The organism is Pseudomonas sp. GW821-FHT02A11, assembly GCF_059421985.1.
The window spans coordinates 300,934-312,211 of the sequence record NZ_JBWKWB010000004.1; the positions used below are offsets into that span (position 1 = coordinate 300,934).

The 11,278-nt window shown below is 60.5% G+C and carries 9 protein-coding genes and 1 pseudogene; 3 read left to right on the top strand and 7 right to left on the bottom strand.

Translation table 11 applies throughout. The features are described from left to right. Nucleotides 1-215: 215 nt before the first annotated feature. Nucleotides 216-1,463: a M20/M25/M40 family metallo-hydrolase gene (locus tag AC07V9_RS08890; protein ID WP_495015357.1), complete on the bottom strand. Its 1,248-nt coding sequence runs from the start codon at nucleotides 1,461-1,463 to the stop codon at nucleotides 216-218. 177 nt (nucleotides 1,464-1,640) lie between these two features. Between AC07V9_RS08890 and AC07V9_RS08895 the strand changes: the two genes are divergently transcribed. Then, nucleotides 1,641-1,883: a DUF465 domain-containing protein gene (locus AC07V9_RS08895; protein WP_495015358.1), complete on the top strand. Its 243-nt coding sequence runs from the start codon at nucleotides 1,641-1,643 to the stop codon at nucleotides 1,881-1,883. Nucleotides 1,884-2,179: 296 nt separating this feature from the next. Here AC07V9_RS08895 and csrA read toward each other — a convergent pair whose 3' ends face one another. From csrA to AC07V9_RS08910, 3 genes are all read right to left on the bottom strand, one after another. Beyond that, nucleotides 2,180-2,371 carry a carbon storage regulator CsrA gene (gene csrA, locus AC07V9_RS08900; protein WP_495015444.1) on the bottom strand — a complete coding sequence of 64 codons (192 nt, stop codon included), beginning with the start codon at nucleotides 2,369-2,371 and terminating at the stop codon, nucleotides 2,180-2,182. A 531-nt stretch (nucleotides 2,372-2,902) separates the two neighbouring features. Then, a complete protein-coding gene (locus tag AC07V9_RS08905) occupies nucleotides 2,903-4,255 on the bottom strand; it encodes a GntP family permease (RefSeq protein ID WP_495015359.1) in 1,353 nt (450 codons plus the stop codon). A gap of 116 nt (nucleotides 4,256-4,371) precedes the next feature. Then, nucleotides 4,372-4,887 carry a gluconokinase gene (locus AC07V9_RS08910; RefSeq protein ID WP_495015445.1) on the bottom strand — a complete coding sequence of 172 codons (516 nt, stop codon included), beginning with the start codon at nucleotides 4,885-4,887 and terminating at the stop codon, nucleotides 4,372-4,374. A gap of 271 nt (nucleotides 4,888-5,158) precedes the next feature. Here AC07V9_RS08910 and gntR point away from each other — a divergent pair, with 271 nt between their 5' ends. Then, nucleotides 5,159-6,175 (top strand): HTH-type transcriptional regulator GntR, encoded by a 1,017-nt coding sequence (gntR, locus tag AC07V9_RS08915; RefSeq protein ID WP_495015360.1) that lies wholly within the window; start codon nucleotides 5,159-5,161, stop codon nucleotides 6,173-6,175. 174 nt (nucleotides 6,176-6,349) lie between these two features. Here the strand turns inward: gntR and AC07V9_RS08920 are convergent, their stop codons facing one another. The 3 genes from AC07V9_RS08920 to AC07V9_RS08930 form a co-directional block, all read right to left on the bottom strand. Next, complete coding sequence (locus tag AC07V9_RS08920) at nucleotides 6,350-7,663, bottom strand: sensor histidine kinase (RefSeq protein WP_495015361.1); 1,314 nt, start codon at nucleotides 7,661-7,663, stop codon at nucleotides 6,350-6,352. Next, nucleotides 7,660-8,400 carry a response regulator gene (locus AC07V9_RS08925; protein WP_495015362.1) on the bottom strand — a complete coding sequence of 247 codons (741 nt, stop codon included), beginning with the start codon at nucleotides 8,398-8,400 and terminating at the stop codon, nucleotides 7,660-7,662. The genes AC07V9_RS08920 and AC07V9_RS08925 overlap by 4 nt, the downstream gene beginning before the upstream one ends. A 217-nt stretch (nucleotides 8,401-8,617) precedes the next feature. Beyond that, entirely contained in the window at nucleotides 8,618-9,127 is a 510-nt protein-coding gene (locus AC07V9_RS08930) for a nucleoside 2-deoxyribosyltransferase (protein WP_495015363.1), read from the bottom strand. Nucleotides 9,128-9,278: 151 nt separating this feature from the next. Here AC07V9_RS08930 and AC07V9_RS08935 point away from each other — a divergent pair. Next, a pseudogene (locus AC07V9_RS08935) lies at nucleotides 9,279-10,946 on the top strand (VRR-NUC domain-containing protein); the annotation flags it as partial. Nucleotides 10,947-11,278: the final 332 nt, after the last annotated feature.

Here is an 11,278-nt window from a genome sequence, read left to right on the forward strand (position 1 = left end):
CGGGCGCAGTACTTCTGTGGGCGAGTTCATTCGCGAGTGGGCCGTACAGTTGAGACAGATGCGTCGTCTAACCAATTTTTCGCGAATGAATTCGCTCCCACAGGGCTCAGCGGCTTCCCAAACGGATCGGCGACTCGCATAGGGATTAGCGGCTCCCAAACGGATCGGCGGCTCCCACAGGGGTTGGCGGCTCCCATGGAGGGCTGAGGTGTGCCCTAGCCTTTGGCTTTGGCCAACTCCATGATCATCCGCGTCAGCAGGTAGATTCTCGGCGAGACGCTCTCTACTTCGGCATATTCCTCCGGCGTGTGGATGTTGCCGCCCACGATGCCAAAACCGTCCAGCGTCGGTACGCCAACGCCCGCCGACAGGCTGGCGTCTGCCGCGCCGCCGCTGCCTTCAATGGCCAGCTTGCGGCCGATCTCGCCATAAATGCCTTGGGCCATGTCCACCAGCTTGTTGGACTCTGCGGTTTGCGGCATCGGTGGCAGGCCTCGATCAAGGTGGGTGGTGACCTCGGTTTGCGCAATCAGCTTGTTGGCCGACACCCGCGCCAGGTCCTTCTCGATGCGATCGAATTCTTCCGGCACCGCGGCGCGCACGTCGGCCTTGGCGGTGGCCTGATCCGGAATCACGTTGACCCGGTCACCTGCGTTGAGCACGGTAAAGTTGATCGTGGTTTTCTTCTCGGCGTCGCCCAGCTGGCCCAACTGCAGGATCTGGTGCGCGGCTTCCATCGCGGCATTTCGGCCAAGCTCAGGCGCAACGCCTGCGTGGGACGCCTTGCCCTTGACCTCGACCACGGCAGTCGCGCTGCCTTTACGCCACACCACCAGACCGTCGGCCGGACGACCCGGCTCAAGGTTCAGCGTCACGTCATGCTGTTTGGCGACATTCTGGATCAGCTCAGTCGCAGCCTTTGAGCCGGTTTCCTCGCTGGCATCGAGCAGGAAGGTGATTTGCGCGTAGTCCTTGAAGTCGAGGTTCTTCAGAATTTTCAGCGCGTACAGACCGGCAACGATCCCGCCCTTGTCATCCATCACCCCAGGCCCGTAGGCGCGTCCGTCCTTGATGTGGAAGGGACGGGCGGCGGCGGAGCCTTCCTTGAACACGGTATCCATGTGCGCCATCAGCAGGATTTTTGCCTTGCCGGTGCCTTTGAGCGTGGCAACCACATGGCTGCTCTTGTCCGGTGCGGTATTGGGGATGGTTTCGATGGTCGCACCGAGCTTTTTCAATTCGCCGACGGTGATGTCGCGCACTTGCGTCAGACCCGGTTCATAACCTGAGCCGGAGTCGATGTTGACCAGCCGCTCCAGCAGCTTGAGGGCTTCGTCCTTGTACTGCTCGGCGTCGGCCTGCACCTGTTTATGGGGCTCGGCGAACGCCTGAGCCGCGACTGCGAAAGCAAGGCTCAGCGCCAGCGTACGGGACAGAACGGAACGGGCAAAAGGTAAAGTCATGGGTCGATCCTTGATGTTGTTTGAAGTGGTACCGATCACACCGTAGCGCCTTGAACAGGTTTGTGCATGTCGAAATGCGACGGATCTGTTTTTCGGCCGTACGGCGAAAACGCCGAACCTTCGCCGTGAGCTACCCTCAATACTCAACATCTGTTGTTGTCAGAGGAGAGACGCACCATGCCGGTCAAGCACGATTTGTACGCAGATTTGAGTATCCCCAAGGATGAGCTGAGCAAGCGGCGGGGCCAGGACCCCAGGCTCAATCACCTGGTCGATCATTACGACACAATCGACGCCGACATCGTCAAGGCGGAGTCCGGGTCGGCAGGCGATGTCTCCGATGACGAGCTGAAAAAGCTCAAGGAAAAGCGGCTGCTGGCCAAGGACGAGATCGTCAGGCAATTGAGCAACTCCGGCTGACGATCTTCGAAACCCGATAGTGCGCGGCGGAGTCCTCAAGGATGTCCGCCGTTTTTGTTTCGAGCGTTCGCGCGCAGTGCGACCCCAACTTGCAGCCAAGTGCGTAGTAGAGCGGTTGCTTGCAAGCTTGGGGAGTTAAACGGGAGTGAGCGCCTTAGTTGCCGCGAGATCGAAAGGCGTGGAGTTTGAATGGATCCAAAAGTTCAGGCGAAAAAAAACGGCGTTGGGGCGAACGCCGTTTTTTTGTCTGCCGCCGAAACGACAGACTTAATTGCAAAGAAGATGAACCGGGTGGCTCATTGCGGCTCTTGGTTGTTCGGTGCAATCTCGGCTTGAATACGTTTGTAAATCTCTTCACGGTGAACCGAAACATTCTTCGGAGCGTTGATTCCGAGCCGGACCTGAAGGCCCTGCACGCCCAGAATGGTGACAGTGATTTCGTCACCGATGTTTATGCTTTCGCCGACTTTGCGGGTGAGTATCAACATAATCTTTTCCTTGATGGCCTCTTGAAGCGCCTCTACCAGGAGGCTGGCGTTAGCCTTTGGGTGGTGGTTATTGCCGGTTGCATCCAAATGCGTCCATCTGTAAGACGCCCTTGGCATGATTTAAATTCCCCCAGGGTTCATCTTCTTGTCATTGGCTTGGGTTCTCCTGAGGCCGCACGGCACGCGAATTTTGCCTGCTTTTGGCATTAAATCCCCGCATGAATTGGCTATGACCCTGATAGCCAGATCCGGGGCGGCGCCTATTGCACACTCCTTTCACATTTATTGCAAAGAACTCGTGCCAGGCGGCGATGAAATTTTCATTAGTCATCCTGTACGCGATCTCCTAGAGCAGTGTAGGAGAATTCCGTATTACGTGAAGGCAAAGTATAAAAGACCTATCCGAAAGCGCTTCGGACCGTTCAATTGAGGGCGTCACAAGGGCAGGAGAAGCGTGCGCACGGCAGAAACGACATGCCCACCGCGAGGGTGGGCATGGGGTGGTGCGGGTAATACGTAGCGGTCAGTGAATCAGACCACCAGCGACAACAGCATGATCAGGATGATACCGACCACGGAAAGGATGGTTTCCATCACGGTCCAGGTCTTCAGCGTCTCGGTCACCGTCATGTTGAAGTACTGCTTGACCAACCAGAAGCCAGCATCGTTCACGTGGGACAGGATCAACGAGCCCGCACCGGTGGCCAGCACCAGCAGCTCGCGGTTGACGCCTGGCACCATCGCCACCACCGGGGCCACGATACCGGCACCGGTGATGGTCGCCACGGTCGCCGAACCGGTCGCGACGCGGATCACCGCCGCCACCAGCCAGGCCAGCAGGATCGGCGAGATCTGCGCCTGGACCGCCATGTGACCAATCAGGTTGCCCACACCGCTGTCCACCAGCATCTGCTTGAAGCCACCACCGGCACCGACGATCAGTACGATCGCCGCGACCGGCGCCAGGCTCTGGTCCAGCAGCTTGATGATCTGCTCACGGCTGAAGCCGCGGGCCGAACCAAAGGTGTAGAACGCCAGCAGCAGGGCGAACAACAGCGCGGCGATCGGGTGACCGATGAAGTCCATCCAGATGCGGAAAATGTGGCCGTTTGGCAGCGCCACGTCAGCGAAGGTTTTCAGCAGCATCAGGAAAACCGGCAGCAGGATGGTTACCAGGGTGATGCCGAAGCTTGGCAGGTTCTCGTTGGTCGATTCCCTGGCGATCTGGTCCATCAGATCCTTGTTCGGCGTGCCGGGAATGCGGTTGGCAATCCATTTGCCAAAGATCGGGCCTGCGATGATCGCCGTCGGAAACGCAACGATCAGACCGTAGAAAATGGTCTTGCCGATGTCAGCGTTGAAGATGCCGATGGCCAGCAGCGGACCCGGGTGAGGAGGCACCAGGCCGTGAACCGCAGACAGGCCGGCCAGCAACGGGATACCGATCTTGACGATGGACACGCCGCTGCGACGGGCGACGATGAACACCAGCGGGATCAGCAGCACGAAGCCGATTTCGAAGAACAGCGGGATACCCACCAGGAACGCCGAAAACATCATGGCCCAGTGAACGCGATCCTTGCCGAAGCGACGGATCAGGGTCTGGGCGATCTGGTCGGCGCCGCCGGAGTCGGCCATCAGCTTGCCAAGCATGGTGCCAAGGCCAAGGATGATGCCGACAAAGCCCAGCACGCCGCCAAAGCCGTCCTGGAACGACTTCATGACTTTGTCGACCGGCATCCCGGAGGTCAGCCCGAGAAAACCTGCTGCAATGGTCAGTGCAATAAAAGGGTGGACCTTGAACTTGGTGATCAACAGCACAAGGCCAATGATGGTCACCAGCGCATCTACAAGTAGATACGTGTCTTGAGTCATACCGAACATGGGGTGTCTCTCCGTTGTATTTTGTTTTTTTGGAGCTACTGCTCAACGCTGTTGTTCACTGCCCTGTGTACACGATTAAGACAGCGCTATCTTTGTCGCTCACGCCAGATCCCGAATCAGGAGCCGGTGAGAGCGGTGGCAGATGGGGTTTGCGATGCGCTCCACCAGGCAGAGGCTTGGGCGCCGATGGTTTCGATCGTATTAGTGGCATCCACGACCAGTGTACGGTCTTCGCCGTAAGGCGGTTCGAGGGTGGCGAACTGGCTGTCGACCAGGCTTGCCGGCATGAAATGGCCCGGACGGTGGGAGCAGCGCTCGGTGGCCAGCTCCTTGGTCAGTTCCAGAAACACGAACCCCAGGCCCGGCACGGCCGCGCGCAGGCGGTCGCGGTAGATCAGCTTCAGGGAAGAGCAGGTCAGGACCGGTTTTTCGCCGTTGCGCAGCGCGGTCGCGACTTCTTCGCCCAAGCGGGTGAGCCAGCCTGCGCGGTCTTCGTCATTGAGGGGGTGGCCTGCGCTCATTTTGTCGATGTTGGCCTGGGGGTGAAAGGCATCGCCCTCGATCAGGCGGCCGCCGCTGTTCTTGGCAATTTCAGCGCCCACGGCACTTTTGCCGCAACCGGAAACACCCATTACCACGACGGCGCAGATAGCATTTGGAGCAGTAGTCATAAAAACCTCGTCCCGAAGACAGCGCTGTCTTTGCCGAATGGTGTGCAAGTCCGGCAAGACTGTTTCCGGGTGTAGTCATTGTTATGGGTATCTCGCTGATCCATGAGATGCATTGGCTCCATTCGACGCTGTGGTCGAAGAAGTTGCGGGCCTCCGTGAGATAGCGCTACCTTAGAGCCCATCCGAGACAATCGCAACCCCTTCGCTTTCACTTCCAATCAGTTGGCAACGCATGACACGCATTGGTTCCCGTTCCACCGGTCGTCCCACCCTTAACGAAGTCGCAAAACTGGCCGCTGTATCGCCCATCACGGCCTCTCGCGCCCTGCGTGGCGTGGCTACGGTGGCGCCTGAACTGGTGGAGAAAGTGCAGGCCGCCGCCCTGAGTCTAGGCTATGTCGCCAACCCTGCCGCGCGGGCGTTGGCGTCGTCGCAGAGTCAGTCGGTGGTGGTGCTGGTGCCGTCGTTGTCCAACCAGTTGTTTATCGAAACCCTGGAGGCGATTCAGACCGTGCTGCGCCCGCGCGGGCTGGAAGTGGTGATCGGCAATTACCATTACTCCCCTATAGAAGAAGAAAATCTGCTGCGAAGCCACCTGGCCAACCGCCCGCGCGGCATCTTGCTCACCGGTTTCGACCGCAGCCAGGCCGCGCAGCAGCTGCTGGCAGCGAGCGGCGTGCCGTGCGTACACATGATGGAGCTGGACCCCGAACGCGCCGAGCCATGCGTGGGGTTTTCCCAGCAGCAGGCGGGTGCTGAAGCCGCCCGGCATCTCTTGAGTCGCGGGCGTCGGCGTCTGGCCTATGTGTCGGCGCAGTTGGACCCTCGGGTGATTCAGCGTGGCAGCGGGTTTCGCATTGCCCTTGAGGCAGAAGGGCTGTTTGATGAGACCCTGCAAATAGCCTCGCCATTGCCATCGTCGATCGGCCTGGGTGGGGAGTTGTTTGCCCGGTTGCTGGCTGAGCATCCGGACGTCGACGGCGTGTTCTTTTGCAACGATGACCTTGCCCAGGGCGCTGCGCTGGAAGCCTTGCGTCGTGGCATCAAGATCCCCGAACAGGTGTCGTTGATCGGCTTCAACGACCTGCCCGGTTCGGCGCACATGGTGCCGCGCCTGACCTCGATCCGCACGCCCCGCGAAGAGGTCGGCCAGCGCGCCGCCCAATTGTTGCTGGGCCTGCTGGACGGCAATGTGCAGCAGGCGCAGGTGGATCTGGGGTTTGAGTTGGTGGTGCGGGAAAGCACCTGATAAACGCTCGGTTCGAGGGCTGGACGGTTTTCCCTGTGGGAGCGAATTCATTCGCGAGACGTTATTCCAACCACAACATTTCTGTCGAACGTACGATCCTTTCGCGAATGAATCGCTCCCACAGGTCGGGTATTACCTATTGAGCGCCGGGCGTTGCGTTTCACGCCTGTCAGCTCAGGCAACCTTTCTGGGCAACTTGAGCTCGGCACACAACCCGCCACCCTCACGATTGAACAGGCTCAGCGAGCCGCCCAGGGCCATGGCCAGTTGCTGGGAAATCGCCAGGCCCAGGCCAGTGCCGCCGGTGTCGCGGTTGCGTGAGCTTTCCACGCGGTAGAACGGCTTGAGCACTTCCCCCAGTTCCGCTTCGGCAATCCCCGGCCCGCGATCGAGCACCTGAATCGAAAAGCCCTTGTCGCCCTCGGCCCGCACCTTGATCTCGGCAGCGCCGGCGAATTTCAGCGCGTTGTCGGTGAGATTTACCAGCACCCGGCGCAGGGCGTGAGGGCGGGTGTCGATCACTGCACCGTTCTTGCCGCACAGTTGCACCTGCTTGTTCATGTCCTGATAGTCGAACACCAGGCTGTCGAGGAACGAATCCAGATCGACCCGCTTCGGCGCTTCGGTGGAGGTGTCCATGCTGCGCGCGTAGGCCACGCCTTCCTGCACCAGGTGCTGCATCTCGCTGAGGTCGCTCCAGAGTTTTTCTTTCTCGATGCCTTCGTCCATGAACTCGGCGCGCAGTTTCATACGCGTGATCGGCGTTTGCAGGTCGTGGGAAATCGCGGCGAGCAATTGCATGCGCTCTTTCACGTAATTGGCGATGCGCTGCTGCATGGTGTTGAACGCCACTGCCGCATAGGCCACCTCGGTGGGGCCGCTTTCGTCGAGACGAATGCCGTTGCCATTGGGGTCCAGGGTGTCGACGGCCTCGGACAGGCGGGTGAGGGGGCGGATCGCGGTGCGCACCGCAAGCCAGGTGCAGGTCACCAGTAGCACCAGTTGGCCCATTAACAGCAGCGGCAGCCAGGGCGACAGCGGGGTGATCGCCGGGCGCACGTCGATGGTCAGCGGGTTGCCGTCGTGCAGGGTCAGGTGCGCCTGGTAGTGAGGACGCACGTCAGCGATGTCGTTGAAGGAGAGCGCGTAGTCGCGGCCCAGCGTGGCCTGCATCGAGCGCACGGAAATCGGCGCCTTGCTCATGTCCATGGGCGTGCCGGGCTGGCCGGTGCCAAGCATGTAGCGGTAATTGGGGTGTTCGAAGCGCGGCAACCAGGCCTCGCGCTCGTCGGCAGGCAGGCGTTCGAGCACGGCGACCGTGGTGGTCAGGTCCTGTTCGAGGTTGCCCAGCATCAGGGTCATCGCGCTCTGATAGCGCTCATAAAACTGCAGGCCGAAGGACATGCCGTGGGCCAGCACCAGGCTGATGAGAAAGATCAAGGAGAGCCGCGATGCCAGGGTGCGCGGCCAGCCGAGGCTGAGCTTCATACGTCGTTCCCGAGGATTTCCACCGCGTAGGTGAACACGTAGCCTTCGCTGCGCACGGTCTTGATGTAGGCCGGATCGCGAGCGTCATCCTGCAGTCGCTGACGCAGGCGACTGACCAGCAGATCGATAGAGCGGTCGAACAGATCGGCATCACGGCCCTGGGTCAGATTGAGCAATTGATCGCGGCTGAGGACGCGTTGGGGGTGATCGAGGAAGGTGCGCAGCAAGCGGTATTCGGCGCCGCTCAGGGCGACGACCGTGCCTTCTGCATCCAGCAGGTGGCGGGCGGTGGTGTCCAGCCGCCATTTGCCGAAGGCGAGCAGACGACCGCTTTCGCTGACGATCAGATTCGGCGGCAGCATGCGCGTGCGGCGCAGCACGGCGTTGATGCGCGCCAGCAATTCACGGGCGGCGAAGGGCTTGACCAGGTAATCGTCGGCGCCCATTTCCAGGCCGATGATGCGGTCGGTTTCATCGCTGCGGGCGGTGAGCATCAGCACCGGAGTGGTCTTGTGCTTGCCGGAGCGCAATTCGCGGCACAGCAGCAGGCCGTCATCGCCGGGCATCATGATGTCCAGCACGATGAGGTCCACAGGGGTCGATTCGAGAAAGGAGCGCATCTGCCTGCCGTCAGCCACCACGGTGGTGCGCAGGCCGTTCTTCTTCAGGTAGTTGCCCACCAGCTCGCGAATTTCGCGATCGTCATCGACAATCAGGATGTGGTCAACGTGCTCCATTGCTTCGGCTCCCCGTATTCATTGGCGTGTGGCGCATCTTAACCTTCCGCGATCGGCTTGCCTGCCACCCTTTGTATTGCACTGTATCTGGCACCACGGCACATACATCCGGATGCAAAATAAGCGGATGCTTTCAGCGCAAATGTATCGCCGATGGGCGAGGCTCGCTATGGCACTCAGGTGTTATACCCCGCGAGCACAAAAACTGAGGCGAGCCTCAGCGGGACTCGGCGAGATAGCGTGCCAGCGCCTCGATTCCCGCTTCGGCGCTCGCGCTGCTGCCCGCCCAGGTGCAGGCCAGCATCAGATTTTTCGGCAGCTGAAAATCCTCGACTTGAAACCCCTGGTCATCGAAGCCGTTGTCATCGTGCGGGATTTGCTCGCGCAAGGTGCCTTGCGCCTCAAAATACGCCCACACCGGCCTGCCCAGCGCCACCGCCATGCCCATTTCGAAGGCCGTGCCTGAGTCCGGCTCGGCGCCGCGAAACCCATTGAGGTTGGCCAGCACCGCGTCGCAACGCCGGATCATGGCGATATTGGCGTTGCAGATCACGGCGGCGGTTTTTGCGGGCGATAGCCCGGGTGGTACATCGTTGTCGAATGGGTACAGCCCTTCCAGGCCATGAGCCTCACAGAGGGCCTTGAGGTAACGACCGTGCTCGATGGCGTCAGCGCGGAAAACATCGAACCCGGCGAGGTAAACACGCGGAGCAGGGGAGTGGGGCATCGGTGGGGTCCTCAAGGGTGGATGAAGCGATTCTAGCGCTCGCCAGCTGCCGTTGATCGGGTGCTTGTCAGCAAAGCCCAGGCAGGGGCTGGAATCTGTACGGATAACCAGTATCCTGACGCGTTTCCGTCAGCCGTACTGTGACCGCGCCGTGAGCACTTCGCCCCTCGACAATCCGTTTTATTACCTGGAGAACTTTCGCCAGGTACTGAGCTGGATCGCCCAGCGCTACGACGATCTGCTGGACGACGAAGAGCGCCGGTTCATTGCCGACTTCGCGCAGCTGCCGCAACCGGCCCAGGCGTTGCTGGTGCGCATGGTCATGCGCAAGGGCGTGCTGTTTCGCGCCAGCAAACTGGACTATGCCGAGATCGGCGACGTGCTTGTCGCGGCCGCGCCCTTGCTTGCCAACGGCTGGGTCGATGGGCAGCCGCAGCTTGATCTGCAGGCACTGTTCGCCCTGTTGCGCAAGGACGAGCTGAGCCAGTGCTTCAAGGCCCACGCCGTCAAAAGTGCCGAGAAAAAGGCCGATCTGCTCGAGCGGCTGCTGCCCCATTACGAACACCCTCAAGCCTTGTCGCTGTGGTTCGACGGTTTCGATGAGGTGATCTTCGCCCTCGAAATCATGCCGCTGTGCGATCGCCTGCGCCTGTTGTATTTCGGCAACCTTTACCAGGAATGGTCCGAGTTCGTGCTGGCCGATCTTGGCATCTATCGCTATGAAAAGGTCGAATTCTCCCCTGAGTCCCGGGGCATCAGTCAGCGCCAGGACGTCGACACCTGCCTGCATCTGCACACTTGCCGCAGGGGGTTGGACGAAGGCATTGCGCTCGCCGAGCTGGCGGCTCAGGCCTTGGCCATTCAGACCGACAATCCGTGGCTGTCCATGCGTCGCGCCAAGCTGCTGTTCCAGATCGGTCAGCAGGCCGAGCGCGAGCAGCAAGCGGCGCTGGCCCTGGACGTCTATGCGCAATCCAGTTACCCCGGCGCGCGGGTGCGCAGGATTCGCGTGCTGGAACGCGCCGAGCATTTTGTCGAGGCCATGGCCTTGTTGCAGCAGGCCCAGGCGGCGCCGGAGAACGACGAGGAAACCCAGCACCTGCTGCGCATTCAGCCGCGCTTGTTGAAAAAACTGGGGCAAGGCGGGGTGCGTAAACGCACGGCGCGATCCATGACGCGGCTGGATTTGAGCGTGATTCCACGGCCTGATCACAGCGTTGAGCAGTTGATTCAGCTGCACCTGAGCGAGGAGGGCAGCGAGGTGCATTACGTCGAGAACGCGCTGATCAATTCGCTGTTCGGCCTGCTCTGCTGGCCAGCGGTGTTCGCGCCGTTGCCGGGGGCGTTTTTTCACCCGTTTCACAGCGCGCCCAGCGATCTCTACAGCCCGGATTTCTACCAGCGTCGCGCGGCGATGTTCGATGCCTGCCTGGCGCAGCTGGACGATGAGCGTTACCGGGACGTGATTCGCCAGACCTACACCGACAAGTTCGGCCTGCAATCACCTTTCGTGTTCTGGGGCACCGTGACGCCGCCTTTATTGGAGCAGGCGTTGCATTGCTTGCCCGCGCAACACCTCAAGCGCTGGTTCCGCCGCCTGCTGCAGGACATCAAGGCCAACCGCACTGGCATGCCTGACCTGATCCAGTTCTACCCCGAGCAGCGCAGCTACCGGATGATCGAAGTGAAAGGCCCCGGCGATCGCCTGCAGGACAACCAGCTGCGCTGGCTGGATTTCTGCGCCGAACACGGCATGCCGGTGGTGGTGTGTTACGTGCAGTGGGCCGAGGAGTCGGTTCTATGGCCCACTGCGAACCTTGTAGGAGACGTCGGAGGTTACGACGGCAGCGAACGCGGTGTGCCTGCTAGCCCAGCTATAATCGATGCACCGCATTCGTCCCAGAGTGTGTAAAAACTGCTGCGCTCAATGATGCTTCGTTAAAAACAGGCGAAAAATGCTCATTTAGAACACCTAGAGTCGGTCGCGACCCCGGCCTTTTTTCGCCTGTTTTTGCCTTGCCTCACCATCGCTCGCGACGTTTTTACACACCCTGGTCCGATCGCGGCCCGCAGCGTCGTAACCTCCGCAACCTCCTACAGACACACGCTCAAAGCACGCCGCAAATCCCCACAGAGATACACAAGATCCCC

Excerpts from the sequence above, each read along its gene's own strand:
- csrA (WP_495015444.1), bottom strand. The coding sequence starts at position 2,371 with ATGTTGATACTCACCCGCAAAGTCGGCGAAAGCATAAACATCGGTGAC.
- gntR (WP_495015360.1), top strand. The coding sequence starts at position 5,159 with ATGACACGCATTGGTTCCCGTTCCACCGGTCGTCCCACCCTTAACGAA.
- AC07V9_RS08905 (WP_495015359.1), bottom strand. The coding sequence starts at position 4,255 with ATGTTCGGTATGACTCAAGACACGTATCTACTTGTAGATGCGCTGGTG.
- AC07V9_RS08930 (WP_495015363.1), bottom strand. The coding sequence starts at position 9,127 with ATGCCCCACTCCCCTGCTCCGCGTGTTTACCTCGCCGGGTTCGATGTT.
- AC07V9_RS08925 (WP_495015362.1), bottom strand. The coding sequence starts at position 8,400 with ATGGAGCACGTTGACCACATCCTGATTGTCGATGACGATCGCGAAATT.
- AC07V9_RS08920 (WP_495015361.1), bottom strand. The coding sequence starts at position 7,663 with ATGAAGCTCAGCCTCGGCTGGCCGCGCACCCTGGCATCGCGGCTCTCC.
- AC07V9_RS08910 (WP_495015445.1), bottom strand. The coding sequence starts at position 4,887 with ATGGGTGTTTCCGGTTGCGGCAAAAGTGCCGTGGGCGCTGAAATTGCC.
- AC07V9_RS08895 (WP_495015358.1), top strand. The coding sequence starts at position 1,641 with ATGCCGGTCAAGCACGATTTGTACGCAGATTTGAGTATCCCCAAGGAT.
- AC07V9_RS08890 (WP_495015357.1), bottom strand. The coding sequence starts at position 1,463 with ATGACTTTACCTTTTGCCCGTTCCGTTCTGTCCCGTACGCTGGCGCTG.